The sequence below is a fragment of the Kocuria salina genome (assembly GCF_013368965.1).
GTDB classification, from domain to species: Bacteria; Actinomycetota; Actinomycetes; order Actinomycetales; family Micrococcaceae; genus Kocuria; species Kocuria rosea.
In genome coordinates this window covers 217,303-244,107 of sequence record NZ_SSSF01000005.1, presented here as the reverse complement: position 1 = coordinate 244,107, position 26,805 = coordinate 217,303, and the positions used below count along the sequence as shown (strand labels likewise).

General features: G+C 73.0%; 26 protein-coding genes. 23 read left to right on the top strand and 3 right to left on the bottom strand.

The window, feature by feature from the left end; translation table 11 throughout:
• Positions 1-117 precede the first annotated feature (117 nt).
• The 9 genes from E7Z53_RS12040 (at position 118) to proC (ending at position 11,181) form a co-directional block, all read left to right on the top strand.
• Positions 118-1,515: an MFS transporter gene (locus E7Z53_RS12040; RefSeq protein ID WP_176337839.1), complete on the top strand. Its 1,398-nt coding sequence runs from the start codon at positions 118-120 to the stop codon at positions 1,513-1,515.
• Positions 1,516-1,651: 136 nt separating this feature from the next.
• On the top strand, positions 1,652-2,104 hold the full coding sequence (locus E7Z53_RS12035; RefSeq protein ID WP_232035265.1) for a pyridoxamine 5'-phosphate oxidase family protein: 453 nt from the start codon (positions 1,652-1,654) through the stop codon (positions 2,102-2,104).
• Between the two features lie 56 nt (positions 2,105-2,160).
• Positions 2,161-3,135 carry an oxygen-dependent tRNA uridine(34) hydroxylase TrhO gene (gene trhO, locus E7Z53_RS12030; RefSeq protein WP_109221959.1) on the top strand — a complete coding sequence of 325 codons (975 nt, stop codon included), beginning with the start codon at positions 2,161-2,163 and terminating at the stop codon, positions 3,133-3,135.
• Positions 3,132-4,790, top strand: a complete 1,659-nt coding sequence (locus E7Z53_RS12025; protein ID WP_217905703.1) for a DUF7059 domain-containing protein — start codon at positions 3,132-3,134, stop codon at positions 4,788-4,790. The genes trhO and E7Z53_RS12025 overlap by 4 nt, the downstream gene beginning before the upstream one ends.
• Before the next feature lie 60 nt (positions 4,791-4,850).
• Complete coding sequence (locus tag E7Z53_RS12020; RefSeq protein ID WP_176337837.1) at positions 4,851-5,288, top strand: pyridoxamine 5'-phosphate oxidase family protein; 438 nt, start codon at positions 4,851-4,853, stop codon at positions 5,286-5,288.
• 199 nt (positions 5,289-5,487) lie between these two features.
• Positions 5,488-8,343 carry a type I DNA topoisomerase gene (topA, locus tag E7Z53_RS12015; protein ID WP_176337836.1) on the top strand — a complete coding sequence of 952 codons (2,856 nt, stop codon included), beginning with the start codon at positions 5,488-5,490 and terminating at the stop codon, positions 8,341-8,343.
• 50 nt (positions 8,344-8,393) lie between these two features.
• Positions 8,394-9,371 carry a Ppx/GppA phosphatase family protein gene (locus E7Z53_RS12010; RefSeq protein ID WP_017832493.1) on the top strand — a complete coding sequence of 326 codons (978 nt, stop codon included), beginning with the start codon at positions 8,394-8,396 and terminating at the stop codon, positions 9,369-9,371.
• The gene (locus E7Z53_RS12005; protein ID WP_176337835.1) at positions 9,368-10,243 is read left to right on the top strand and encodes a sugar phosphate isomerase/epimerase family protein; all 876 of its coding nucleotides are present in this window, start codon (positions 9,368-9,370) and stop codon (positions 10,241-10,243) included. The genes E7Z53_RS12010 and E7Z53_RS12005 overlap by 4 nt, the downstream gene beginning before the upstream one ends.
• Positions 10,244-10,344: 101 nt before the next feature.
• Positions 10,345-11,181 carry a pyrroline-5-carboxylate reductase gene (gene proC, locus E7Z53_RS12000; RefSeq protein WP_035925034.1) on the top strand — a complete coding sequence of 279 codons (837 nt, stop codon included), beginning with the start codon at positions 10,345-10,347 and terminating at the stop codon, positions 11,179-11,181.
• A 24-nt stretch (positions 11,182-11,205) separates the two neighbouring features.
• On the opposite strand, the gene E7Z53_RS11995 is transcribed toward proC, so the two are convergent.
• Both E7Z53_RS11995 and E7Z53_RS11990 read right to left on the bottom strand, forming a co-directional pair.
• Positions 11,206-11,874 carry a potassium channel family protein gene (locus E7Z53_RS11995; protein WP_017832491.1) on the bottom strand — a complete coding sequence of 223 codons (669 nt, stop codon included), beginning with the start codon at positions 11,872-11,874 and terminating at the stop codon, positions 11,206-11,208.
• Positions 11,867-13,270, bottom strand: coding sequence for a TrkH family potassium uptake protein (locus E7Z53_RS11990; RefSeq protein ID WP_217905737.1), 1,404 nt, complete (start codon positions 13,268-13,270; stop codon positions 11,867-11,869). Before E7Z53_RS11990 ends, E7Z53_RS11995 begins: the two co-directional genes overlap by 8 nt.
• Before the next feature lie 249 nt (positions 13,271-13,519).
• Between E7Z53_RS11990 and E7Z53_RS11985 the strand changes: the two genes are divergently transcribed.
• From E7Z53_RS11985 to ccsB, 13 genes are all read left to right on the top strand, one after another.
• Complete coding sequence (locus E7Z53_RS11985) at positions 13,520-14,848, top strand: TrkH family potassium uptake protein (protein ID WP_035925030.1); 1,329 nt, start codon at positions 13,520-13,522, stop codon at positions 14,846-14,848.
• Positions 14,849-14,922: 74 nt separating this feature from the next.
• Positions 14,923-15,627 (top strand): potassium channel family protein, encoded by a 705-nt coding sequence (locus tag E7Z53_RS11980; RefSeq protein ID WP_217905702.1) that lies wholly within the window; start codon positions 14,923-14,925, stop codon positions 15,625-15,627.
• Positions 15,628-15,706: 79 nt separating this feature from the next.
• Positions 15,707-16,918 (top strand): acetoin utilization protein AcuC, encoded by a 1,212-nt coding sequence (locus E7Z53_RS11975; protein ID WP_035925024.1) that lies wholly within the window; start codon positions 15,707-15,709, stop codon positions 16,916-16,918.
• 101 nt (positions 16,919-17,019) lie between these two features.
• Positions 17,020-17,613 carry an ArsR/SmtB family transcription factor gene (locus E7Z53_RS19995; protein WP_217905701.1) on the top strand — a complete coding sequence of 198 codons (594 nt, stop codon included), beginning with the start codon at positions 17,020-17,022 and terminating at the stop codon, positions 17,611-17,613.
• Between the two features lie 35 nt (positions 17,614-17,648).
• Positions 17,649-18,989: an NADP-specific glutamate dehydrogenase gene (gene gdhA / locus E7Z53_RS11965; protein WP_017832485.1), complete on the top strand. Its 1,341-nt coding sequence runs from the start codon at positions 17,649-17,651 to the stop codon at positions 18,987-18,989.
• 113 nt (positions 18,990-19,102) lie between these two features.
• Positions 19,103-19,945: a FadR/GntR family transcriptional regulator gene (locus E7Z53_RS11960; RefSeq protein WP_017832484.1), complete on the top strand. Its 843-nt coding sequence runs from the start codon at positions 19,103-19,105 to the stop codon at positions 19,943-19,945.
• Between the two features lie 165 nt (positions 19,946-20,110).
• Positions 20,111-20,209 (top strand): 30S ribosomal protein bS22, encoded by a 99-nt coding sequence (locus E7Z53_RS11955; RefSeq protein WP_005504750.1) that lies wholly within the window; start codon positions 20,111-20,113, stop codon positions 20,207-20,209.
• A 106-nt stretch (positions 20,210-20,315) separates the two neighbouring features.
• Complete coding sequence (locus tag E7Z53_RS11950; RefSeq protein WP_031282502.1) at positions 20,316-20,579, top strand: glutaredoxin family protein; 264 nt, start codon at positions 20,316-20,318, stop codon at positions 20,577-20,579.
• A gap of 49 nt (positions 20,580-20,628) precedes the next feature.
• Positions 20,629-21,300, top strand: coding sequence for a histidine phosphatase family protein (locus E7Z53_RS11945; RefSeq protein ID WP_095651134.1), 672 nt, complete (start codon positions 20,629-20,631; stop codon positions 21,298-21,300).
• A gap of 54 nt (positions 21,301-21,354) precedes the next feature.
• Entirely contained in the window at positions 21,355-21,975 is a 621-nt protein-coding gene (locus tag E7Z53_RS11940) for a TlpA family protein disulfide reductase (RefSeq protein WP_035925018.1), read from the top strand.
• Positions 21,972-22,733, top strand: a complete 762-nt coding sequence (locus tag E7Z53_RS11935) for a cytochrome c biogenesis CcdA family protein (protein WP_017832479.1) — start codon at positions 21,972-21,974, stop codon at positions 22,731-22,733. Before E7Z53_RS11940 ends, E7Z53_RS11935 begins: the two co-directional genes overlap by 4 nt.
• A gap of 44 nt (positions 22,734-22,777) precedes the next feature.
• Complete coding sequence (gene resB, locus E7Z53_RS11930) at positions 22,778-24,610, top strand: cytochrome c biogenesis protein ResB (protein ID WP_176337833.1); 1,833 nt, start codon at positions 22,778-22,780, stop codon at positions 24,608-24,610.
• Between the two features lie 13 nt (positions 24,611-24,623).
• On the top strand, positions 24,624-25,703 hold the full coding sequence (ccsB, locus tag E7Z53_RS11925) for a c-type cytochrome biogenesis protein CcsB (protein ID WP_176337832.1): 1,080 nt from the start codon (positions 24,624-24,626) through the stop codon (positions 25,701-25,703).
• A gap of 215 nt (positions 25,704-25,918) precedes the next feature.
• Here the strand turns inward: ccsB and E7Z53_RS11920 are convergent, their stop codons facing one another.
• Entirely contained in the window at positions 25,919-26,392 is a 474-nt protein-coding gene (locus E7Z53_RS11920) for a PLDc N-terminal domain-containing protein (protein WP_017832476.1), read from the bottom strand.
• Between the two features lie 110 nt (positions 26,393-26,502).
• Here E7Z53_RS11920 and E7Z53_RS11915 point away from each other — a divergent pair, with 110 nt between their 5' ends.
• The gene (locus E7Z53_RS11915; protein WP_017832475.1) at positions 26,503-26,790 is read left to right on the top strand and encodes a DUF4229 domain-containing protein; all 288 of its coding nucleotides are present in this window, start codon (positions 26,503-26,505) and stop codon (positions 26,788-26,790) included.
• The last annotated feature ends 15 nt before the right edge of the window (positions 26,791-26,805 follow it).

The following is a 26,805-nucleotide window of genomic DNA, read 5'->3' as shown; positions in this document are numbered from 1 at the left end:
CAACGGTCCGGCCGGCCGGGCTCCTCGCGAACCCGTCCACCCGCCGGTGCACCTCTCTCCAGCTCCGCTCACGTCCCTGCCCCCGCCGTCCGGGGTGCCCTCAGCGAAGGACCTCCCATGCACAACGCTCCTCCACCGGCCGCGGCCGCGACCCACGGCAAGACCCCGAAGAAGGCGGCCCTGGCCAGCTGGATCGGCTCCGCCCTGGAGTACTACGACTTCGCCGTCTACGGGACGGCCGCCGCCCTGGTGCTCAACCACCTGTTCTTCCCGGCCGACACGTCCCCCGGGGTGGCGATCCTGCTGTCGATGGGCACCGTGGGCGTCGCCTATGTCGTCCGGCCCCTGGGGGCCCTCATCATGGGCCCCCTCGGCGACCGGTTCGGGCGCAAGTTCGTGCTGATGCTGACCCTGTTCATGATGGGCGCCGGCACCTTCGCCGTCGGCTGCCTGCCGACCTACGACCAGGCCGGGCTGCTGGCCCCGGCCCTGCTCGTGACCTGCCGTGTCATCCAGGGGCTGTCGGCCTCCGGCGAGCAGGCCAGCGCGATCTCGGTCTCGCTGGAGCACTCCGAGGAGCACCGGCGGGCCTTCACCACGAGCTGGACGCTGCAGGGCACCCAGTTCGGCACCCTCCTCGCCACCGCCGTCTTCATCCCCTTCACGCTCGTGCTCACCGAGGAGCAGCTGTTCAGCTGGGGCTGGCGGGTCCCGTTCTGGCTCTCCGCCGTCGTGGTGGTCGTGGCCTATCTGATCCGCCGCCACCTGGAGGAGCCGCCCGCCTTCGAGCAGGCCCGGGCCGTGCTGCCCGGCGAGAAGCCGGCCACCCCCCTCGCCCTGATGTTCAAGCACCACAAGACCGCGGTGCTGCGCGTGGCCGCGGCCGCGATGATCAACACCGTCAACGTGGTCTTCCTGGTGTGGTCGCTGTCCTTCGCCACCTCCGTGGTGGGCCTGGACCGCTCGACCATGCTCTGGGTCTCCGTCATCGCCAACGCCGTGGCCCTGCTCGTGATCCCCGTGGCGGCCACGGTCGCCGACCGGGTCGGGCGCAAGCCGGTGTTCATCACCGGGGCGGCCGGCGCGGCCGCGATGATGTATCCCTACCTGGCCGCCGTCCACGCCGGGAACTGGACGCTGATCTTCCTCCTCGGCGCCGTCATGTCCGGCTTCTTCTACTCCATGGCCAACGGCATCTGGCCCTCCTTCTACGCGGAGATGTTCCCCACCCGGGTGCGCGTGACGGGGCTGGCCCTGGGCACCCAGATCGGCTTCGCGATCTCCGGCGGCTTCGCCCCCGTCCTGGCCAGCTCCCTGGCCGGGGCCGAGGGGAACAACTGGCTGGGCGTGGCGGGGTTCGTCACCGGCGCCTGCCTGGTCGCCGTGGCCGCCGCCCTGACGGCCAAGGAGACCAAGGACAGGACCCTGGGCCAGATCGACGACCTGCACACCACCCGCACCGAGGCGGCCGATCTGGAGCGGCTGCAGGGGGCGGGCACCGCCTCCGGCCGCTGAACGCTCCGGAAGCGCTGACGATGGCGGACGCCCCGGCCGGTCACCCCGGCCGGGGCGTCCGCCCGTCCCGGACCGGGCCCCGGTCACGAACATGACACGGGTCACGCCCGCGGAGGCCCCGTGCCAGAATGACCGCATGAGCAACCCCATGAACATCTCCGGGCACAATCCCGACAAGGAGGCCCGGGCGCACCGGCCGCCGGTCACGGAGCTGACCCCGGAGCAGTGCTGGGAGCACCTCTACAGCGCACGCTTCGGCCGGATCGCCACCATGGACGGCGACGAGATCGAGATCACCCCCATCAACCTCGTGGCCGACGACGGGAAGATCTACTTCCGCACCGCCAAGGGCACCAAGCTGCTGCACCTGGTGCTCAACGAGCACGTCGCCGTGCAGGTCGACCAGGCACAGGGCGGGGAGGCCTGGTCCGTGATCGTGCGCGGCACGGCCCGCCAGCTGACCGACCCGGAGGAGACCGACCGGGTGGACGAGCTGCCGCTGCGGCCGTGGGTCGGGACCACCAAGCTCGAGTACGTGGAGGTGGCCCCCACGAAGGTCACCGGCCGCGTGTTCCACCTGGGCCACTGACCCGGCGCCCGGACCGCTCGGCGCCGGACGCCCCGCCGCGCTTGTAGCCTGGACCCGTGGCACAGCACCGGATCGTCCTGCACTACGTCTTCACCCCGCTCCCCGACCCCACGGCCGTGATGCTCTGGCAGCGCGCCCTGTGCGAGGGGCTGGGCCTGCGCGGGCGGATCATCGTCTCCCCGCACGGGCTCAACGCCACCGTGGGCGGTGAGGTCGGGGCGCTCAAGCAGTACGCCCGCACCACCCGCTCCCACCCCGGTCTCCGGGACACGGTGTTCAAGTGGTCGGACGGCTCGGCCGAGGACTTCCCGCGGCTGTCGGTCAAGGTCCGGGACGAGCTCGTGTCCTTCGGCGCGCCCGGCGAGCTCGCGGTCGACGAGCACGGAGTGGTCGGCGGCGGCACCCGCCTGGCGCCCGACGCCGTGGACGAGCTCGTGGCCCGCCGCGGCGAGGACGTCGTGTTCTTCGACGGGCGCAACGCCCACGAGGCCCGGATCGGGCGCTTCCGCGGGGCCGTGGTCCCGGACGTGGCGCACACCCGCGACTTCGTGGCCGAGCTGGACTCCGGGAAGTACGACCACCTCAAGACCCGGCCCGTGGTCACCTACTGCACCGGCGGGATCCGGTGCGAGGTGCTCTCCGCACTGATGCGCAACCGCGGCTTCCAGGAGGTCTACCAGCTCGACGGCGGCATCGCCGAGTACGGCCGCGAGCGCGGGGACCGTGGGCTGTGGGAGGGGTCCCTGTACGTCTTCGACCGGCGCATGCACGTGCGGTTCACCCCGGCCGCGGTCACGATCGGGCGCTGCGACCGGTGCGCCGGCCCCGCGAACCGCTTCGTCAACTGCGCGGACGGCACCTGCCGCGCCCTCGTGCTCGCGTGCCCGGCCTGCCTCGAGGAGCGGCCGCGGCTCACCTGCCCGGCCGGGTGCGGCACCGCCACGGCACCGGGGGCCGGCGACGGCGCCCCGGTCGCCGTCGCACCCGCCCCCGCCCCCGTGCCCGTGCCCGTGCCGACGGGCGCCGCATGAGCCCCGCCGCCCCCGGCCCCTCCGCGGCGCCGGCCTTCTCCCGGGTCCCGGGGACCCCCGCCTCCGACGACCCGCGGGCGCCGGCCGAGCTGCACGACGCCCTCCGCCGGACGGGCTTCACCCACGACCGCGTGGCGGAGCTGCTGGGGGAGGCCGCCATGGACGCGCTCGCACGGGACCAGGCGGTGCCCGCCCTGCGGGTCCTCGAGCCGGCCCTCCGCACGCCCGGGCACCCGGACCGGTGCCTCGCCGGGGTCGTCTCGCTCTTCCTGCTCGGCCGCACCGTCCCCGCGGAGACGCTCGCGCCCGCCCCGGTGCGCCCGGAGCAGCTCGTGGGCCTGGGCCTCGCCGAGGAGACGGAGGGCGGGCTGCGCTCCACCGTGGACCTGCGCCCCCACGCCTCCGACGACGGGACGGAGCTGTACGTGGCGAGCGACCTGGGGGAGTCCCAGCGCCCCGGCGTGCTGCGCCGCGACCACGTGCTGGGCATCGGCCAGGCCTCCCTGACGCTGGCCCAGACGACCGACCGCCGCCGGGTGGACCGGGCGCTGGACCTGGGGACCGGGTGCGGCATCCAGACGTTCCACCTGCTCGCGCACGCGGGGCACGTGACCGCCACCGACGTCTCGGACCGGGCCCTGGGCTTCACCCGGTTCAACCTGCTGCTCAACGCGCAGGCGCTCGGGATCGACCCCGACCGGCTCGAGGACCGCGTGAGCCTGCGGGCGGGATCCCTCCTGGAGCCCGTGCGCGGTGAGCGGTTCGACCTCGTGGTGTCCAACCCGCCGTTCGTCATCACCCCGCGCCCCGCCGGGGAGACCCCTCTCGACCGCTACACCTACCGGGACGGCGGTCTGCCGGGGGACCGGATCGTGGCCGACCTGGTGCGGGGGCTGCCCGGGGTCATGGCCCCCGGGGCCACTGCCCACCTGCTCGGCAACTGGGAGGTCGTCGCCCCGCCGCCCGGGGACGCGCGGCCGGCCGCCGAGCGCTGGGCGCAGCGGCCCGAGCAGTGGGTGCCCGAGGGCGTCGACGCCTGGTTCGTCCAGCGGGAGCTGGCCGGCCCGGAGGAGTACGCCGAGACGTGGCTGCGGGACGCGGCGGAGTCCCGCGACCTCGAGCACTACGAACGCGCCTACCGCGCCTATCTCGACGACTTCGCCGCCCGCGGCGTCGAGGCCGTGGGCTTCGGGATGATCCGCCTCCGCCGCCCGTCCCGGGCCCGGCCCGGGGGCGCGCTCCGCCGCTTCGAGCACGTCCCCCACCCGGTCCAGCAGCCGCTCGCGCCCGCGCTCGCCGCCACGTGGGAACGGGCCGACTGGCTCGCCGCGCACCCGCAGGACTGGCTGGACGCCCACCTCGTGGCCGCCGAGGACGTCACCGAGGAGCGCCACCAGCGCCCCGGCGCGGAGCACCCCGGCGTGATCCTGCTCCGGCAGGGGGCCGGGCTGCGCCGGACCGCGGTGCTCTCGAGCGAGGCCGCGGGCTTCGCCGGGGCCTGCGACGGCGAGCTGAGCGCCCGGCAGATCCTCGGGGCGCTCGCCGCCCTGCTGGACTGGGCGGGCGAGGAGCGGCAGCGGCTGACCGAGGAGGTCCGGCACCTCGTGCTCGACGGCTTCCTCGTGCCGCAGGAGCCGGTGCCGCCCGCCGCCTGAGCGACGTTGTGGGCGGATGAGCAGGCGGCGCCGCGACGGTGGGGGTGGGAGGATGGGAGCATGAGCATCGGAGACAACCTGAACCCCATCAAGACCCTCGACAAGGACACCGTCTGGCAGCTCCTCGAGCAGCACCCCTTCGGCCGGCTGGCCGTCGAGGCCGCCGGTCTCGTGGACATCTTCCCGGTGAACTACGTGGTCCACCAGCGCAAGCTGTACTTCCGCACGGCCCAGGGCTCCAAGCTCTCGAGCCTCATCGTCAACGACCAGGTGGCGTTCGAGATCGACGAGGTCTCGGAGGAGCACGTCGTGCGCTCCGTGGTGGTCCACGGCCGGGCCCGCCGGCTCGAGACGCGCGCCGAGATCGACGCCGCGGAGGAGCTGCCGCTCAGGCCGTGGGCGCCCACGCTGAAGTACAACTTCGTGGTCATCGACGTGGAGCACGCCACGGGCCGCGAGTTCACGATCGGCGACGAGCCCGGGCGCTACCCCTCCTGAGACCGGTCCGGGCCGCCCGGGCCGGGCGGCCCGCGCGACCCGCCCGGGGACGCCGATGTCCTCCGGGTCCCCGCCGCGCGGGGGTTGACGGCGGTGAGGCGTTATGGTGGAGCGCAACGGCGGGCCGACGCCCGCCCGTTCGACCCGACGTCCAGCAGCGCCGCGGCCCGCGGCACCGCGGACCGCAGCAAGGAGTACCGTGCCAACGAAGGCCACCCAGAGCCCGGGAACGGGCAAGAGCCTGCTCATCGTGGAGTCCCCCTCCAAGGTCAAGACCATCGCCGGGTACCTCGGCGACGCCTACGAGGTCGAGTCCTCGATGGGGCACATCCGCGACCTCCCGCAGCCCTCGGAGCTGCCGGCGGAGCTCAAGAAGGGTCCCTACGGCAAGTTCGCGGTGGACGTGGAGCACGGCTTCGAGCCGTACTACGTGGTGAACCCGGACAAGAAGAAGAAGGTCACCGAGCTCCGGCGCAAGCTCAAGGACGCGGACGCCCTCTACCTCGCCACCGACGGCGACCGCGAGGGGGAGGCCATCGCGTGGCACCTCCTGGAGGTGCTCAAGCCCAAGATCCCCGTCTACCGGCTGACCTTCTCCGAGATCACCCGCGAGGCCATCGAGCGGGCCTTCGGGGAGCTGCGCGAGCTCGACCAGGACCTGGTCGACGCGCAGGAGACCCGGCGCATCCTCGACCGGCTCTACGGCTACGAGATCTCCCCGGTGCTGTGGCGCAAGATCGCCTCGGGCCTGTCCGCCGGGCGCGTGCAGTCCGTGGCCACCCGCCTGGTCGTGGAGCGGGAGCGCAAGCGCATGGCGTTCGTGCCCGCCGACTACTGGGACCTCAGCGGGACGTTCGCGCGCACCGACGGCGAGGACGCCGGCACCGCCTTCAGCGCCCGGCTCTCCTCCGTGGACGGCAAGCGGGTGGCGGGCGGCCGCGACTTCGGCGACGACGGCGTGCTCAAGGGCGCCGCGGACAAGCTCGCGCACCTGGACGAGCAGGCCGCCCGCGAACTGGCCGCCGGTCTCGAGGACGCGGCGTTCACGGTCCGGTCCCTGGAGACCAAGCCCTACACACGCCGCCCGGCCGCCCCGTTCACCACCTCCACGCTGCAGCAGGAGGCGGCGCGCAAGCTGCGCTTCACCTCCCGCACCACCATGCAGGTGGCGCAGAAGCTGTACGAGAACGGCTACATCACCTACATGCGCACCGACTCCGTGGCGCTGTCCGACCAGGCGGTCACGGCCGCCCGGCGCCAGGCCACGGAGCTCTACGGCGCCGACTTCGTGCCCGGCTCCCCGCGGCTCTACAGCTCCAAGTCGAAGAACGCGCAGGAGGCGCACGAGGCCGTGCGCCCCGCGGGGGACTCCTTCCGCACCCCGAACCAGGTCCGCGGCGAGCTCTCAGCGGACGCGTTCCGGCTCTACGAGCTGATCTGGAAGCGCACCGTGGCCTCCCAGATGGCCGACGCCAAGGGGTCGACGGCGACCGTCCGGCTCGGGGCGACGTCCTCCGCCGGCCGGGACGCCGAGTTCTCCGCGTCCGGCACCGTCATCACGTTCCGCGGCTTCCTGGCCGCCTACGAGGAGGGCCGGGACGAGGACCCCGCCACGGACAAGGACGGCGCCAAGGACGGCAAGGACGGCGACAAGCGGCTCCCGCGGATGGCCGAGGGCGACCTCCTGGACGCCACCGAGGTCGAGGCGGACGGGCACCGCACCTCGCCGCCGCCGCGCTACACCGAGGCGTCCCTCGTGAAGGTCCTCGACGAGCTCGGCATCGGCCGGCCCTCGACCTACGCGGCGACCATCTCCACGATCATGGACCGCGGCTACGTCCGCGTGCGGGGCTCCGCGCTCATCCCCTCGTGGACCGCGTTCTCCGTGGTGCGCCTGCTCGAGGAGCACTTCTCCGACTACGTGGACTACGACTTCACGGCGGAGATGGAGGAGGGCCTCGACCGGATCGCCCGCGGCGAGGAGGACAGCACCGACTGGCTGCAGGACTTCTACTTCGGCTCCCAGGGCCACGAGAACGGGCTCAAGCCCATCGTCGACGACCTCGGCGAGATCGACGCCCGCGCGGTGAACTCCATCCCCGTGACCGAGGACATCACCCTGCGGGTCGGCAAGTTCGGCCCCTACCTGGAGGTGGCCGGCGCCGTCGACCCGGAGACCGGGGAGATCACCGACCCGATCCGGGCCAACGTGCCGGAGGACCTCGCCCCCGACGAGCTCACGCCGGACAAGGCGCGCGAGCTCATCGAGACGGGCAAGGCCGACGGCCGGGAGCTCGGCCGCGACCCCGTGACCGGGCGCGCCATCGTGGCCAAGGACGGCCGCTACGGGCCCTACGTCACCGAGGTGATCCCCGAGCCCACCGCCGAGGAGCTCGCGGCCCAGCCCGTCGAGTACTACAAGAACGGCAAGCCCAAGCCTCCGAAGAAGCCGGTCAAGGAGAAGCCCCGCACGGGCTCCCTGCTCTCCACGATGACCCTGCAGGACGTGACCCTCGAGGACGCGCTCAAGATCCTGTCCCTGCCGCGCACGCTGGGCACGGACGCCGAGGGCAACGAGATCACGGTGCAGAACGGCCGCTTCGGCCCCTACCTGAAGAAGGGCGGCGACTCGCGCTCCCTGCAGTCCGAGGAGCAGCTGTTCACGGTCACCCTCGAGGAGGCCCTGGCGATCTACGCCCAGCCCAAGCAGCGCGGCCGCGGCGCCGCCAAGCCTCCGCTCGCGGACCTCGGCACCGACCAGATCACGGAACGGCCCATGGTCATCAAGGACGGGCGCTTCGGCCCCTACATCACCGACGGCGAGACCAACGTGACGGTCCCGCGCGGCGAGACCGTGGAGCAGATCACGCCGGCGCGCGCCAGCCAGCTGCTCGCGGAGAAGCGCGCCCAGGGCCCCGCCCCGAAGAAGACGGCCCGGTCCACGGCCAAGGGGACGACGACCAAGGGGACGACGGCCAGGAGCAGCACGGCGAAGAAGAGCACGGCCAAGAAGCCCGCGGCGGCCAAGCCCGCCCGCGCCGGGTCCAAGGGCTGATCCGCTCCGCACGCGCGGGACGGACACGGAACTCGAAGGAGCACCACGGCATGCGTCTCGGAGTCCTCGACGTGGGGTCGAACACCGTCCACCTCCTCCTGCTGGACGTCTACCCGGGCTCCCGGCCCGAGCCGTACGCGTCCCACAAGCTCGCCCTGCGGCTGGTGCAGTACCTCGACGCCGACGGCAACATCTCCGACGCCGGCCGGGACGCCCTCACCGCGTTCGTGGTCGAGGCCCGGGACTTCGCCGTGGACAACCGGGCCGAGGACTTCCTCGCCTTCGCGACCTCCGCGATCCGCGAGGCCGGCAACGGGGCGCAGGTGCTGGACCACGTGCAGTCCCGCTCCGGCGTGACCCTCACGGAGCTGGCCGGGGACCAGGAGGCGGCCGTGACGTTCTTCGCGGTGCGCCGCTGGTTCGGCTGGGGCGCGGGGACCGTTCTCGACCTCGACATCGGCGGCGGGTCCTTCGAGATGGCCCTGGGGGACAACGCGCTGCCCACCGTGGCGACCTCGGTGCCGCTCGGCGCGGGGCGGCTCACCCGCACCTTCGTCGCCGGGGACGTCGCGACCCCGAAGGAGATGAAGGCCCTGCGCAAGCACGTGCGCCAGGAGCTCCGGCCCGCGGTCGACCGGGTCCGCGCGGCCGGGGCGCCCACCTGCGTGGCCGGCACCTCCAAGACGTTCCGCTCCCTGGCCCGGATCTGCGGGGCGGCGCCGTACGAGATGGGCCCGTACGTGCCCCGCACCCTCCACCTCGAGGACCTGCGGCTGTGGACCCGCCGGATGGAGGCCATGTCCCCGGAGGAGCGCGCCGAGCTGCCGGGGGTCTCCGCCGCACGGGCCCGGCAGATCCTCGCCGGCGCCGTGGTGGCGGAGTCGGCGATGGACGCCTACGGCGTCGAGTCGATCCGGATCTGCCCGTGGGCGCTCCGCGAGGGACTGATCCTGCGCCGCCTGGACCAGCTGAGCAGCCACTCCGACGTCCGCACCGTGGACCCCCGGCACCTGGTGGGTGCGGCATGAGCGAGCAGCAGGGCGCCGCCCCGGAGCCGTACCGTCCGCACGTGGCGCTGTCCACCAGCTCCCTCTATCCGCTCGGGGTGCCGGAGACCTTCGAGGCGGCCGTGGAGCTGGGCTACGACAGCGTGGAGGTGCTCGTCACGCACGAGCGGATGAGCCAGCTCACCCACCAGCTGCAGGACCTCGTGCAGCGCCACCAGCTCCCCATCTCGACCATCCACGCCCCGACCCTGCTGCTGACCCAGCAGGTGTGGGGCAAGTCGTGGACCAAGATCCAGATGGCGGCCGCGCTCACCGAACAGGTGGGCGCGGAGGTCGTCGTGGTCCACCCGCCCTTCCGGTGGCAGCGCCGGTACGCCGCGAACTTCGTGGAGGGGGTGCGGGTGGTCTCCCAGGCCACCGGCGTGAAGATCTCCGTGGAGAACATGTACCCCTGGCGGGTCCGCGGCCGCGACACCGTGGTCTACGCCCCGCACTACAGCCCGCTGGGCCTGGACTACGACTGGGTGACGTGGGACTTCTCGCACGCCGCCACCGCCCGGATGGACTCCCTGGCCGCCATCCGGGAACTGGGCCCCCGGCTGGGCCACGTCCACCTGACCGACGGGTCGGGGGAGACCACGGCGGACGAGCACCTGCTGCCCGGCCACGGGGTGCAGCCGGTGGCCGAGTCCCTCGAGTTCCTCGCCTCCACCCGGTGGCAGGGCATCATCGGGGTCGAGGTCTCGACCCGCCGCTCGAAGAACGCCGACGAGCGCACCCAGTGGCTCGCGGAGTCCCTCGAGTTCGCCCGCCGGCACACGAGCCGCTCCGACGGCGCCCCGAGCGCCGGCGGCTCCGACGGCACGGAGGGCGCGGACGGCAGCCGGGGCTGAGGCCCGGGCGCACCCGGCCCGCCGGCGCCGTTCCCACCGTCCTGTTCCCACCGTTCCGATTCCACCTTTCCGATCCCACCGATGAGAGGACCTCACCGACCATGACCCCTGTGCTCGCCTTCCTGGGCTGCGGCTCCATGAACGGATCCATCCTGCGGGGGGTGCTGGCCTCCGGCGTGCCCGTCGAGCAGGTCCGGGCCACCGTCCGCTCCGCGGAGAGCGCCCGCCGGCTCGAGGACGAGACGGGCGTGCGGCCCTACGTCACCGGGGACGATCCCGAGGCCAACCGGCGGGCCGCCCGCGAGGCGGACGTCGTGCTGCTCGGCGTCAAGCCCGTCGGCATCCTCGACCTCGCCCGCGAGATCGCCCCCGCCCTGCGCCCCGGCACGGTCGTGGCCTCGGTGGCGGCGGGGATCTCCGTCGGCGCCCTCGAGCGCGCCCTCCCCGCCGGCCAGCCGGTCGTGCGCACGATGCCGAACACACCCTCCAGCGTGGGCCGCGGGGTGGTCTCGGTGACCCCGGGGGCCGCCACCGGCCCCGAGCAGACGGAGGCCGTGCGCCAGGTGCTCGAGGCCGTGGGCACCGTGGTCGAGGTCCCCGAGGAGCAGGTGGACGCCGTGACAGGCGTCTCGGGCTCCGGGCCCGCCTACGTGTTCCTGCTGGCCGAGGCCATGCAGCAGGCGGGGGAGCGGATGGGGCTGCCGGCCGACGTCGCCCGGGTGCTGGCCAAGGAGACCGTCTCCGGCGCCGGTGAGCTGCTGCGCCCGGCGGAGGCCGACCCCGCGGCGCTGCGCAAGGCGGTCACCAGCCCCAAGGGCACCACGGACCGGGCGATCACGACCTTCCAGGAGAACGGCTTCGAGGACCTCGTGGCCTCCGCGGCCCGCGCCTCGGCGGACCGCTCCGCGGAGCTCACGCGCGAGTTCAGCGGCGACTGAGCCGCGGACCGGGAGGTCCCCGGGTCAGGGGCGGGCCGCGAAGCGCTCGAGCAGGTCCACGTGCCCCGAGACGATCAGCAGGTCGCGGGAGGTGACCTTGGTGTCGGGGCGGGCGTACGTGAAGTCCTCGCCCGGGGACTTCACGCCCACCACGGTCACGCCGTACTTGGAGCGGACGTTGGAGTCGCCCAGCGTGAAGCCCTGCACCTCCCGCGGCGGATACATCTTGACGATCGCGAAGTCGTCGTCGAACTCGATGTAGTCCAGCAGCCGGCCCGAGACCAGGTGCGCGGTGCGCCGCCCGGCGTCCGCCTCGGGGAAGATCACGTGGTGCGCCCCGATGCGGGAGAGGATCTTGCCGTGCGAGGGCGTGATGGCCTTCGCCCAGATCCGGCTCACGCCGAGGTCCACGAGGTTCGCCGTGATGAGCACGCTCGACTCGATGGACGTGCCGACGCCCACCACGGCGGAGTCGAACTCGGCCGCCCCCAGCTGGCGCAGGGCGTCGATGTCCGTGGCCTCCGCCTCGACCACGTGGGTGAGCTGCCCGGAGAGCTTCTGGACCAGCTGGGCGTCCCGCTCCACGCCCAGGACCTCCCGGCCCTGCCGGGCGAGCTGGAGCGCGGTGGCGGTGCCGAAGCGGCCGAGGCCGATCACCAGGACGGGGACGCTGTGGGACGAACGGTCAGCCAATGATGGGCCTTTCCTCGGGGTACCGGTAGAGGCGCCGGCGTGAGCGCAGCGCCAGGGCGGCGGCCACGGTGGTCGTGCCGATGCGCCCGATGAGCATGATCAGGGCCAGGACGTACTTGCCGGCGGGGGGCAGCTCGCCGGAGAGCCCCACGCTGAGACCGCACGTCGCGTACGCGGAGATCACCTCGAACAGGACCCGGTCCAGCGGCTCCTCGGAGATCTCGACGAGGATCCCGCAGCCCACCAGGACGACGGTCGCCCCCATCATGATCACCGAGATCGCGATGCGGAGGGCGTCCTCGGGGATGGTCCGGTAGAACGCGATCACGGACCGGTCGCCCCGGGCCTCGGCCAGGATCGCCAGGAAGACCACGGCGAGGGTGGTGACCTTGATGCCGCCGGCCACGGAGGCCGGGCCGCCGCCCGCGAACATCAGCGCGTCGGTCATCAGCAGGGTCACCGGCTCCAGGCTGTTCATGTCCACGAGGTTGAAGCCCCCGGAGCGGACCATGACGGAGTGGAAGAAGCCCTCGAAGATCTTCTCGTGCACGGGCCGGTCCCGCAGGGTGTCCGGATTGGTCCACTCGAAGGCCAGGAACAGGGCCCACCCCACGAACAGCAGGATCGTGGTGGTCACGATCACCAGCTTCGTGTTGAGGTTCCACCGCGAGAAGCGCAGCCCGGTCTGCCGCAGCACGAGGACCACGGGGAAGCCGAGGGAGCCCAGGAGGACCCCCAGGGCGATCGGCAGGAGGATCAGCACCGCGTCCGTGTACGGGACGAGGCCGTCCGAGTGCGGGGTGAACCCCCCGTTGTTGAACGCGGAGACCGCGTAGAACACCCCGTGCCAGAGCGCGGTGAGGAACGGCTCCCCGACCACCAGGAAGCCGATCGTCAGCACCGTGGCCAGGATCGCCTCGATCGTCACGGACATCAGCACGATGATCTGCAGGAGCGAGCCCACCTCGCCCAGGCGCCCGATGTTCAGGGCCTCCTGGGTGATCAGCCGGGACTTCAGGCCGAGCTTGCGACCGATGGCCAGGGCCAGGATCGAGGTCATGGTGAGGGTGCCCAGACCGCCGATCTGCATCGCGACCAGGATCACGAACTGGCCGAAGAACGACCAGTTGGCCGCCGTCGACACCGTGGTCAGGCCCGTCACGGTGACCGCGGAGGTGGCCGTGAACACGGCGTCCTCGACCGGTGTCACGACGCCGGGGGCCGAGGCCACGGGCAGCCACAGCAGGAAGGAGAACACGGACACGACCGCGGCGAAGGAGATGACGGCGAGCCGGGCGGGGGAGCCCGCCGCGATCCGGTCCACGAGGTCGCGCAGCGAGGTCAGCAGCCAGAACCGGCCGCGCTCCTCCGGACGGGCCCAGGGCGCGCGCTGCAGGTGGCTCACGGGCTCTCCTCCTGGTGTCCTGACCGCCCGGACGGGGCGGCGGCCGCGGCGTTCGCCTCGACCCGAGACAGTATTCCACCCGAGCCCGTCCGCGGCGGGCAGCCGCGGGTGTAGGTTGTCGCCCATGCCCTGGAAGAGGCCCTGCTGCGCGCCCGGGTCCGTCGACTGACCCGACGGCACGGGATCCGCTCCCCCCACGGCCGCCGGCCGGGACAACGGCGGAGCACCGATCCGCGGGAGGTGACCGCGGCGCGCACGGCGCAGCTGATCATCGGCGCGTTCGCGACCGCCCTGGCCGTCGGCACCGTCCTGCTGATGCTCCCGATCGCGAGGTCGGGCCCCGGCGGGGCGTCGTTCATGGAGGCGTTCTTCACCGCGACCTCGGCGATCTGCGTGACCGGGCTGATCGTGGTGGACACGCCGACCTACTGGACGCCGTTCGGGCAGGCGGTGATCCTGGCGTTGATCCAGATCGGCGGGTTCGGGGTGATGTCCTTCGCCACCGTGCTGGGGATCCTCCTGGCCCGCCGGCTGGGCCTGACGGCCCGGATCATGAGCTCGACCGAGACGAAGAACCCCGGCTACGGGGACATGCGCCGGGTGCTGCTGCGCATCCTCGCCACCACGCTGGTGATCGAGACGATCGTGGCCGCGGCGCTCGCCCTGCGCTTCTTCGCCGGCTACGGGTACGGACCGGGGCAGGCGGTGTGGCACGGCGTGTTCCACGCGGTCTCGGCGTTCAACAACGCCGGCTTCGCCCTGTACACCCTGTCGATGATGGACTTCGCCGCCGACCCCTGGGTCAACCTGCCGATCGTCGTCGCCGTGGTCCTGGGCGGGCTGGGCTTCCCGGTGCTCTACCAGCTGCGCCGGGAGTGGCGCCGGCCCCGGCGGTGGAGCATGAACACCCGGATCGTGCTGTTCGCCACCGCGGTCCTGCTCGGCGCCGGCACGGTGTTCCTGTGCGCGGTGGAGTGGTCCAACCCCGCCACCCTCGGGCCGATGCGGGCCGACGAGAAGCTGCTGGCCGGGTTCTTCCAGTCCACCATCGCCCGCACGGCCGGGTTCAACAGCATCGCCATCTCGGCGATGCACCCGGTGTCCTGGCTGGGGCTGGACCTCCTGATGCTCATCGGCGGCGGCCCCGCCGGGACGGCCGGCGGGCTGAAGGTCACCACCGTCGCCGTCCTCGGCTTCATCGCCTGGACCGAGATCACCGGGGGAACGGCCGTGCACGTCCTCGGCAGGCGCCTCTCCCGGTCGGTGCAGCGCCAGGCGATCACGGTGGTCGTCCTGGCGCTGGGCGCGGTGACCACCGCCACGATGGTGCTGATGCTGCTGCACGAGGACATCGGCCTGGACCGGATCCTGTTCGAGACGATCTCCGCGTTCGCCACCGTGGGCCTGTCCACGGGCATCACCGCGGATCTCTCGCCGGCGGCCCAGGGGGTGCTCATCGCCCTGATGTTCCTGGGCCGGCTGGGGCCCATCACCGTGGCCACCGCCATGGCGGCCCGTCCCCGGAAGGCCCTGTACGAACTGCCCAAGGAACGCCCGCTGATCGGCTGAGTCCACCGCGCCCGCCCGGCACACCACCCCACGGGGCCCCGCGGCCCACCCCGACACCTCCTGGAGGTCCCCACATGTTCCCCTCCCGCCCCGGCACCGACTCGCACCACCACTCCGGCCGCCGCCGGCCACCGGGCACGGTGGCCGTGATCGGCCTCGGCCGCTTCGGCGCCGCCCTGGCCCTCGAGCTGATGCGCAACGGCGCCGAGGTGCTGGGCATCGACGTCGACGAGGACGTCGTCCAGGAGCTCAACGGGCAGCTGACCACCGTGGTGCGCGCCGACGCCACCCAGGAACAGGTGCTGCGCCAGCTCGGCGTCGACGAGTTCGACAAGGTGGTGGTCGGCATCGGCTCCGACGTCCAGGCCAGCATCCTGGTCGCCTCCCGGCTGCTGAAGTTCGCCCACCCCGAGATCTGGGCGAAGGCCATCACCACGCCCCACGCCGAGATCCTCGAGCAGCTCGGGGTCCACCACGTCATCAGCCCCGAGCACGACATGGGCGTGCGCTCCGCCCACCTGATCCAGGGCCGGGTCCTCGACTTCGTGACGATCGACGAGGGGTTCGCCCTCATCCGCTGCCCGGCCCCGGAGGCCGTCCAGCAGCGGCCGCTGGACACCCTCAGCATCCGGCGCACCCACGGGGTCTCGATCGTCGCGGTCCGCCGCCTGGGCCAGGGGTGGGAGGCCACCGAGCCCGGCCCGGTCCTCTACGAGAACGACCAGATCCTCGTGACGGGACCCACCCGTGCGGTCGAGGCCTTCAGCGACCTCGACTGAGCCGCGCCGGGGTGACACAAAGGGCGCCGGCGCCACGCCCGCGACGGCGGGCCCCGGCCCCGAGTGGTCTAATGGCGGTGTGACCCCTGCTACGTCCGGGCCCGGCGCCCCATACCCCACGCGACTGTTCTGGGACCCCGCCCTGCTCGAGTACAACTTCGGGGACCACCACCCCATGCACCCGTCCCGGCTCGAGGCCACCTACCGGCTGGTCCAGGAGTTCGGCCTGGACCGCCGGGACAACGTCACGGTGGAGGCGCCCGAGGTGGCCCCGGACGAGGTGCTCAACCTCGTCCACCCGCAGCACTACGTGGACTCGGTCCGGGCCGTCAGCGCCGACCCCACCGTGGAGGTCCCCGAGTGCGGTCTCGGCACCGAGGACACCCCCGGGTACCCGGGGGTGCACGAGGCGAGCGCCCGGCTCGTGGGCGGCACCTACCAGGGCGCCGTGGCCGTTCTCGCGGGGGACGCGGTGCACGCCGTGAACTTCGGGGGCGGGATGCACCACGCCCACGCGGAGAAGGCCAGCGGATTCTGCATCTACAACGACTGCGCCGTGGCGGTCCAGCACCTGCTGGACCAGGGTGTCCGGCGCGTGGCCTACGTGGACGTCGACGGCCACCACGGCGACGGCACCCAGTCGATCTTCTACGACGACCCCCGCGTGCTCACCGTCTCGTTGCACGAGACGGGCCTGACGCTGTTCCCGGGCACGGGCTTCGCCAACGAGACCGGCCGCGGGGAGGCCGAGGGGCACTCCGTGAACGTGGCGATGCCCACGGCCTCCGACGACTCCATGTGGCTGCGCGCGTTCGACGCCGTGGTCCCGCCCCTGCTGCGCCAGTTCCGGCCCGAGGTGATCGTGAGCCAGCACGGCTGCGACTCGCACTTCGCCGACGAGCTCACCCACCTGCGCGTCAGCGTCGACGCGCAGCGGCAGACCGCCGTGGCCCTGGCAGGGCTGGCCCACGAGCTGTGCGAGGGCCGGTGGATCGCCACGGGCGGGGGCGGGTACAACTGCTACGACGTGGTGCCCCGCTCCTGGACGCACCTGGTGGGAGTCGCCGCCGGCCACCCGATCGACGTGGGCACCGCGGTGCCGCAGCCGTGGCGCGACTACGTGCAAGAGCGCTACGGCGCCGACGCGCCGCGGGTCATGGGCGACGAGGTGGACCTGTGGTGGCGCTCCTGGGAGGTGGGCTTCGACCCCAACGACGAGACGGACCGCACGATCATGGCCACCCGCAAGGAGGTCTTCCCCCAGTGGGGGCTGGACCCGTGGTTCGACTGAGCCCGCCGCCCGCGGGCTCCGGCAGCGGCGGGGGCAGCCACGGGGGCGGCACGGACGTGCCGGTGCCGGGAGCCGCGCGGCAACCCGTTTACAGTGATCGGATGGGCAACAACGACGTGTTCGCGGTGATCGCCGACAAGACCCGGCGGGGGATCCTCGCCGCGCTCAAGGACGGCGAACGACCCGTGGGCGACCTCGTGGCAGAGCTGGGGGTCTCCCAGCCGACCGTCTCGAAGCATCTGAAGATCCTGCGCGAGGCCGGTATGGTGTCCATGGAGGCACAGGGGCAACGACGTCTCTACGCCGTGCAGCCGGAGCCGCTGGCCGAGGTCACCGCTTGGGTCCACGAGGTCGTGGGCGGTGCGGCGCACCAGCCGACCGCCCCGGGGGACGCCGCGGACAGCGGCGCTGCCGGGGCCGGCGTCGCCGGACCTGACGTGGTCGTGACCGCGGGGGCCGATGGGGCCGGGACGGCTCTGGAGGCGACGCCCGGGACGGACGTGCTGGACGCCGCGGCGGTGACCGTTCCGGAGCCGGCCGTCGTCCCCAGCCCTGAGCCGGCGGTCGAGACCGGCCCGGCGCCGGCGGTCGGCGGCATCCCCGCGCGCCCGGGCAGGGGCGCGGGGGCTCGTGCGGTGGACATCCTGTCCAGCCTCTCCGGCCTGCGCCGCCGCACCAGGAATCCGCGGCGGTGACCGGCCGGGCCCAATCGATCCGAACGAGGAGCACCATGCACGAGGACCTGTACCCGATCCGCCAGGCCGTACTCGCCCGCAATCCCGGAGAGGTGGAGTTCCACCAGGCCGTGGACGAGGTCTTCGACTCCCTGGGCCCCGTGGTCGCACGCCACCCCGAGCTGCTCGACGCCGCCGTGCTCGAGCGGATCTGCGAGCCGGAGCGGCAGATCATCTTCCGCGTGCCGTGGACCGACGACGAGGGCCGCGTGCACATCAACCGCGGCTTCCGCGTGGAGTTCAACTCCGCGCTCGGGCCCTACAAGGGCGGGCTGCGCTTCCACCCCTCCGTGTACCTGGGCATCGTGAAGTTCCTGGGCTTCGAGCAGATCTTCAAGAACGCCCTCACGGGCATGCCGATCGGCGGGGGCAAGGGCGGGTCGGACTTCGACCCGAGCGGGCGCTCCGACGGCGAGATCATGCGCTTCTGCCAGTCCTTCATGACCGAGCTCTACCGCCACATCGGCGAGTACACGGACGTCCCCGCCGGTGACATCGGGGTGGGCGGACGCGAGATCGGCTACCTGTTCGGCCAGTACAAGCGGATCACCAACCGCTACGAGTCCAGCGTGCTCACCGGCAAGGGCCTCAGCTGGGGCGGTTCCCTGGTGCGCACCGAGGCCACCGGCTTCGGCACCGTGATGTTCGCCGAGGAGATGCTGCAGACCCGCGGGCAGTCCTTCGACGGTCAGACCGTGCTGGTCTCCGGCTCGGGCAACGTGGCGACCTTCGCGATCCACCGGGCGCAGCAGCTCGGGGCCACCGTGGTCACCGCCTCGGACTCCAGCGGCTACGTGGTGGACCCGGACGGCATCGAGCTGGACCTGCTCCGCGAGGTCAAGGAGGTGGAGCGCGGCCGGATCTCCGAGTACGCCGAGCGCCGCGGCGGACGCGCCCGGTTCATCGCCAAGGGCTCCGTCTGGGACGTCCCCGGCACCGTGGCCCTGCCGTGCGCCACCCAGAACGAGCTGGACGGCTCCCACGCCAAGAAGCTGCTCGGCCACGGCGTGCTCGCCGTGGCGGAGGGCGCGAACATGCCCACCACGGGCGAGGCCACCCGCCTGTTCCAGGAGGCGGACGTGCTCTTCGGCCCGGGCAAGGCGGCCAACGCCGGGGGCGTGGCCACGTCCGCGCTCGAGATGCAGCAGAACGCCTCCCGCGACTCGTGGACCTTCGAGTACACGGAGGAGCGGCTCGGCCAGATCATGAAGTCGATCCACGACACCTGCGCCGAGACCGCCGAGGACTACGGCATGCCCGGCAACTACGTGGCCGGCGCGAACATCGCCGGGTTCATGAAGGTCGCCGGCGCCATGATGGCGCAGGGCCTCATCTGACCCGTGCCGGGTCCGGTCCGCCGGGCCCGGCAGGGGTTCCCCGTCCGCACTTCCGACACGTCCGGACCCGCGTTCGTCCCACGGAGGGCCGCGGTGGTCCTACCCTGGAGACTATGGCAACGCATCGGCAGGTCCTGCAGTGGCTGGAGAACGAGCTGTTCGACGGCCACCTCGTGCTGGGCCAACAACTGCCCTCGGACCGCGACCTCGCGGCCATCCACCGCGTGTCCCGCAACACCATGCGGGAGGCGCTCAAGACCCTGGAGGCCCAGGGCATCGTGCGGCTGTTCGACGGGCCGCGCAAGTCGATCCTGCCCATGCTGGTGCGGGAGCCCGCCGCGTCCGCGGGGCCCGCGCTGCAGCTGCACATGGCCACCTCGGACTACCCCCTGCGGGACATCGTCCAGACCCGGGTGCTGCTCGAGACGTGGGCCCTGGAGCGCTCGGACCCGGAGCACCCGGCGATGGCCGAGCTGCGGGCGCTGCTCGAGCAGATGGCCCGGGACGACCTGTCGCTCAAGGAGTTCCACCACCTCGAGGTGAGCTTCCACATCGCCCTGTGCAAGACCGCCGGCAACTCGGTGGTCTCCGCCCTGATGTCCTCCCTGCGGGACTCGATCTACGAGTACACGATGGCCCTGGTGGGCCACGTGCCCCTGTGGAGCACCACCGCGGACCGGCTGCGCGCGGAGCACCACGCCATCTACTCCGCCGTGGCGGCCGGTGACCGCCGGCTGGCGTCCCGGCTGGTGGCGGAGCACATCGAGTACCAGTACCGCGAGGCCGGCGTGGACCCGGACCAGGAGCAGCGCACCCCCGGTCCGGCCCCGGACGCGCCCGCCGAGCTCAACCCGCCCGGCGCCGCGGCGCAGCCGGACACCGGCGCGCACGAGCTCGCGGACGCCTTCGAGGAGGAGCCCGGGGACGGGCCCGCACCGGTGTCCCGCAGCGCCTGAGCCGGCCGCGGCCGGACCGAGTACAGCAATCTCCCCACAAGACGGTAGGGTGTCAGTGAACGTTTGCCCGGCCGTCACCGTCCGCAGGCCGGCACCCCTGGTTCCCGCCTGTCGCGCGGAGTCCCCGGGGGCACACCACCGAGACATGAAGATGCGAGGGATCCTATGGGTTCAGTGATCAAGAAGCGCCGCAAGCGGATGTCCAAGAAGAAGCACCGCAAGCTGCTCCGCAAGACCCGTCACCAGCGCCGCAACAAGAAGTGACCCTGCGCTGAGCGCCACCGGGGGCCGCCGTCCGATCCAGGACGGCGGCCCCCGGTGCGTTCCCGGGCCCGTCCGCACCGCGCGGCGGGCCCGTAGCATGGGCTCCATGACTCCTCCTCCGCCGCCCGCCGTGACCCTCCTCACCCGCCCGGGGTGCCACCTCTGCGAGGCCGCCCGGGAGTCCGTGGACCGGGTCGCCTCCGCGCTGGGGCTGGAGTGGGAGGACGTCGACGTCGACACCGACCCCGAGCTGGCCCGCCGGCACGCCGAGGAGATCCCCGTGGTCCTCGTGGACGGCGTCCCGCGCGACTTCTGGCAGATCGACGAGCGCCGCCTCGCCCGGCTGCTGCGCGAGCGCCTGGCCGGCTGAACCGCCCCCCGTTTTGGGGCCGGTGCGCCCGGTCTGGGACCATGGGGGCATGCCCTCCTCGACCGTCCACCTGCTGCGCCACGGCCAGGTCCTCAACCCGGACCGCATCGTCTACGGGAGGATGCCCAGCTACGGCCTCACCGAGCTCGGTGCGCGGATGGCGGAGGCCGCCGCCGCGGAGCTCGCCCGCCGCGTGAACACCGGCTCGCGCATCGTCCACCTCGTCTCCTCGCCGCTGCAGCGCGCCCGGGAGACGGCCGCGCCCGTGGCCCGGGAGCTGCACCTGCCGGTGCACCCGGACGAGCGGATCATCGAGGCGCACAACCACTTCGAGGGCCTGCACGTGGACCTCCCCGAGCTGCTGAGGCCCCGGCACTGGCCGCACCTGCGCAACCCGCTGCGGCCCTCCTGGGGCGAGCCCTACCGGCACCAGGTCGCGCGCATGGCGGAGGCGGTGCTGGACGCCGGGCGCGCCGCCGTGGAGCGCGGCGGGGACGGCGCCGAGGCCGTGCTCGTGTCCCACCAGCTGCCGATCTGGCTCACCCGGCTCTCCGCCGAGGGGCGCCCCCTGCCGCACGACCCGCGGCGGCGGCAGTGCAACCTCGCCTCCATCACCTCGCTGGTCTTCGACGACCTCGACTCCGGGCGCCCGCCCCGGGTCGTCTACAGCGAGCCCGCCGCCGACCTCTACCCAGGGGTCAACCAGCTTCCCGGTTCATAATGGCCGGGCGCCGCCGCCCTCCCCGTCCCGTCCAGAGCACCAGGTGATCCGTCCGTGACCTCCCGCCCCTCGCCCGCCCCCCGTCCGTCCCGCCGCCGCGTGCTCTCGCTCGCGGGCCTCGGCGTCCTCGGACTCGCCCTCGCCGGGTGCACGGAGGAGGACTCCCTCGCCCAGCAGGCGAACTCGGGGGACCAGAAGGGCTACATCGCCGGGGACGGCACGGTCTCCGAGTACCCGGCCGCCGAGCGCGGGGAGCCGGTGCAGTTCGCCGGCACGCTGTTCGACGGCACGCCCCTCGCCGCCGAGGACCTGCGCGGGCGGCCCGCGCTGCTGAACTTCTGGTACGCGGGCTGCGCCCCGTGCCGCGTGGAGGCCCCCGACCTCCGCGAGCTCGCCGAGCGGTTCGAGGGGCAGGCCGCCTTCTACGGTGTGAACCTGCGCGACGAGCGGGCCACCGCCGAGGCGTTCGAGCGCACCTTCGAGATCCCGTACCCCTCCGTCGCGGACAAGGACGGGGGCGTGCTCATGGCGCTGAGCGCGTACGTGCCGCCGCAGGCCGTGCCGACCACGCTCGTGCTCGACGCCCAGGGGCGGGTGGCCGCCCGCATCCTCGGCATCGCGGACCGCTCCGTGCTCGAGACCCTCCTCGAGGACACGGTGGCCGAAGCGGCATGACGGCTGGCAACCCCTTCGCCGAGATCGTCCTCGACGGCTCCCTCCTCGTCGCGCTGCCCGTGGCGCTGCTCGCCGGCCTCGTCTCCTTCGCCTCCCCGTGCGTGCTGCCCCTCGTGCCCGGCTACCTCGGCTACGTCACCGGCCTGACCGGCGCGGACCTGCAGGAGCAGCGGCGCGGCCGCGTGCTCGCGGGGATCACGCTGTTCGTCCTCGGCTTCTCCGCCGTGTTCCTGCTGATGTCCGTGCTGCTGGCCCAGCTGGGCGCCTACGCCTGGTTCCTGGGCCAGAACTGGATCACCGTGGTCCTCGGCGGGCTCGTGGTGCTCATGGGCGTCGTGTTCCTCGGCGGGGTGTCCTTCTTCCAGCGGGACCGCAAGATCGAGCACCGCCCACCGCCCGGGCTCTGGGGCGCCCCGCTGCTCGGCGTGACCTTCGGCCTCGGCTGGGCCCCCTGCATCGGCCCCACCTTCGCGGCCGTGCAGGCGCTCGTCTACGTGGACGGCGCCTCGACCGGCAAGGCGGCCGTCCTCACGGTCGCCTACTGCCTGGGCCTGGGCGTGCCGTTCCTGCTGCTCGCCCTCGCCCTGCGCCGGGGCATGGGCGCCATGGGCTTCTTCCGCCGGCACCGCCTCGGCATCCAGCGCGCCGGCGGCGGCCTGCTCGTGCTCGTCGGCCTGCTCATGATGACGGGCGCGTGGACCGCGTTCGTCTCCTGGGTGCAGGCCGAGCTCGTCACCGACTGGGTGATGCCGATCTGAGCACCTCCGACCCGCGAGCCCGCACCGACAGCAGAAAGGCCGCCATGAGCACCGCAGCGCCCCCGTCGTCGTCGGGCCCCGCGTCCCCGGACCCGTCCGGACAGCGCACCCCGGACGTCGAGCTCCCCGCCCTGGGGCCCCTCGGCATGGCCCGGTGGGCCTGGACGCAGCTGACCAAGATGAACACCGCCCTGTTCCTGCTGCTGCTCCTGGCGGTCGCCGCGGTGCCGGGATCGATCTTCCCGCAGCGGATCCAGGACCCGGCGGCGGTCCAGGACTACATCGACAACAACCCCGTCCTGGGGGAGTGGCTGGACCGGGTGCAGCTGTTCGACGTCTTCTCGTCGGCGTGGTTCTCCGCGATCTACATCCTGCTGTTCGTCTCCCTCGTGGGGTGCGTCCTGCCGCGCGCGGCCAAGCACTGGCGGGCGTGGCGGGCCGAGCCCCCGCGCACCCCGCGCCGGCTCGAGCGGCTGCCGGAGCACCGCTCCCTGGCCCTGGGCGGCCGTGACGGGGCCGGGGCGCCGGCCCCGGACGACGTCGTGGCCGACGCCGCCCGGCTGCTGAAGAAGCGCGGCTACCGGGTGGCGGTCCGGGACGCCGGCACGGCCGCCCCGTCGGTGGCCGCCGAGCGCGGCATGTGGAAGGAGGTCGGCAACATCGTCTTCCACCTGGCCCTGCTGGGCGTGCTGGTGTCCGTGGCCGTCGGCTCCCTCTTCGGCTACAAGGGCCAGCGGGTGGTCGTGGAGGGCGAGTCCTTCGTCAACACCCTCATCGGCTACGACTCCTTCACCCCCGGCCCCAACCACGATGCCGACTGGCTCGACCCCTTCTCGGTGCGGCTGGACCGCTTCGAGGCCGTGTTCAACCGGGACACCACGAACCCGCGCAGCTACGGGGCGCCGCTCGACTTCACCGCGGAGGTCACCGTGCAGGACGAGCCCGGCGCCGAGCCGCGGCAGGAGGTCCTGAAGGTGAACCAGCCGCTCAACGTGAACGGCGTGAAGAGCTACCTCGTGGGCAACGGCTACGCCCCGGTGGTGCGGGTGACCGACGGCAACGGGGACGTCGCCTTCGAGGGGCCGGTCGTGACCATCCCCTCCGACGGCGTCTACACGTCCTCGCTCGTGCTCAAGATCCCGGACGCCCGTCCCGACCAGCTCGGCCTCGTGGGGCTGCTGCTGCCCACCGCCGTGGGCGGCGAGGGCGAGATGCCCCGCTCCGTGGACCCCGGCCTCGCCAACCCCCGGCTGATCCTCTCCGCGTACCACGGGGACCTCGGCCTGGACAGCGGCGAACCGCAGAACGTGTACGTGCTCGACGTCGAGCCGCTCACCGAGCTCAACGCCATGACCAACGAGAACGGCGCCATCACGCTCGACGCCGCGAACCCCGTGCACGAGCTGCCCGACGGCAAGGGCACCGTGGAGTTCCTGGACGTCAAGCGCTACGTGGGTCTGGACGTCCACTACGACCCCGGCAAGACGGGTGCCTTCGTCTCCTTCGTCGCGGCCTTCGCCGGCCTGCTCATGTCCCTGTTCATCGCCCGCCGCCGCGTCTGGGTGCGCGCGGCGGAGGGCGTCGACGCGGACGGACGGCCCTGCACGGTGCTGGAGTACGGGCTGCTGGCCCGCGGCGAGGACCCCCGGCTCGCCGCGGAGGCCGAGCGGCTGGACCGGCTCTGGACCGAGCAGTGGCAGGACGCCGGCGTGCGGGACAACGACACCACGACCACGTCCGGGACGGCGACCACGCCGACGCCGGCACCAGCGACAGCAACAGCGACCGCGGCGACGGCCGGGAGCACCGGGCACGCCGCCGGCCGGCCGGACGGCCGGACGGACTCCGTGCCGGACGCCCGGCCGGACCACGAGTGAGAGGATGGGCGGCATGACCGTCAACGAGACACTGGGCGCCTGGAGCGAGCTCTTCATGCTCCTGGCGGCCATGACCTACCTGGTCGCCTTCGTGGCCTTCGCGTGGGACGTGGCGTCCCACTCCAAGACCCTGCGCGGGGCCGAGGGCAGCGGCGAGCGCGAGCTCGTGGGCGCCGCCGCGGGAGCCTCCGCGGCGACCTCGGGGGACGCCGCCGAGCCCGCGGACTCCCGGGCCGGCCACGGCGCGGGCCACCGCGGGCGCGGCTACCGCACGAGCGCGCGCTCCGCCCTGTCCGGCCACGTGGCGGACGAGGAGATGCGCTACACCGGCGAGCGCCGGCCCGCCGCCCGCGTGGCCGTGGCCGTCATGGTCCTGGGCTTCGCCGTGCACGCCGCCGCCGTGCTCAGCCGGGCCTTCGCGGCCGGGCGGGTGCCGTGGGGCAACATGTACGAGTTCTGCACCACGGGCGCCCTGGTCGTCGCGGGCGTGTTCCTGCTGGCCCTGCTGGCCCGGGACCTGCGCTTCGTGGGCTCCCTGGTCTCCGGGCTCGTGGTGATCATGCTCTGCGCGGCCACCATCGGCTTCCCCACCCCGGTGGGACCGCTGCAGCCCGCCCTGCAGTCCTGGTGGCTGGTGATCCACGTGTCCATCGCCGTGGCCGCCTCCGGGATCTTCACCATCACGTTCGCCATGGCCGTCCTGCAGCTGCTGCAGGCCCGGCGGGAGCAGATCATCCTGTCCGGCGAGCGGCCCGGCGTGGGGTTCCTGGCGATGGTCCCGTCCTCCCAGGCGCTCGAGAACCTGTCCTTCCGGCTCAACGCGGTCGGGTTCGCGTTCTGGACCTTCACCCTCGCCGCCGGCGCCATCTGGGCGGAGCAGGCCTGGGGCCGCTACTGGGGCTGGGACACCAAGGAGGTCTGGACCTTCGTGATCTGGGTGGTCTACGCCGCCTACATGCACGCCCGAGCCACCCGGGGCTGGACCGGCAACCGGTCGGCCTGGCTGTCGATCGTCGGCTACCTCTGCGTGATCTTCAACTTCACCGTGGTCAACACCGTCTTCCCCGGCCTGCACTCCTACTCCGGGGTCTGACCCGGCCGCCCCGCCGGGCGACGACACCGGAACGGCCCGCACCGGCAGGTGCGGGCCGTTCGTCGTGGTCGAAGCGGTCGTGGCCGGGGCGTCCGGCCCGGTCGGGTCCGCGGCGGGGCGGCTCCGGCGCGTGGTCCCGCTCTGAGCGGTCCTGCCGTGGGGCCCTGCCGGGTGGTCCCGCCGTGCGGTCCTGCCGGGCAGTCCTGCCGGGCGGATCAGCCGCGCGGGGGCCGGCTGCCGGGGGAGCCGTCCGTCGGTCCGTCGCTGCGGCCGGCGGACGAGCCGCCGGAGGGCCCGTCGTCGGGGCGCTCGCCGGGAGCCCCGTCCGGCCCGGTGCCGCCGGACGCTCCCGGTCCGCCGTTGCGTCGCAGCTCCTCCTCCCACTGCCGGAGCTTCTCGGCCTTCTCCTGCTGCCGGCGGCGCTCCTCGAGGTTGCGCAGGAACTGGGGGTCGTCGTCGGGCCCCCTGCCGCGCGCGGGACGCGAGGACTCCGCGGTGCCCTTGGGCCGCCCGAGGAACAGCCACAGGAGGGCGCCGAGGAGGGGGAGGAGGAGGATCACCGCGATCCAGCCTCCCTTGCGGAGACCGCGCATGTCGGTGCTGTCGGTCCGGGCGCACTCGATGAGGGAGTAGACGATCACGCCCACCGCCAAAGCGGCCGCGCCGATGATGAGGATGGCTCTGCCCATGCCGACAATCGTAGGGGAGTTGCCTGGACGCCAGCTCAGCGCTCCGGAAGCCCTGTCGGCCGCTCCGCCGGCCCGGGGAACCTGTCAGGAGCTCCGGCTAGACTGGGCGCGTGAATTTCCTGAAGTACTCCCTGCTCCGGTTCGCGCTGCTCGTGCTGGCCTTCCTGCTCAGCATGTGGCTGGGCGTGGGGCTGGTCCTGTCCGGGGTCGCCGCGGTGGTCATCTCCTTCGCGGTCTCCTACCTGTTCTTCCCGCGCCTGCACAGCGCCGCGGGGGAGGAATTCCACCGGTGGTTCGCGCGGGCGCCGAAGCCCCGCAACCGGGTGGCGCTCGAGGACCAGGAGGTCGAGGACGCCTACGTGGACCGGCGGCTGCGCGAGGACGGCCGCGAGGTCTGAGCCGCCTGCCGTCGC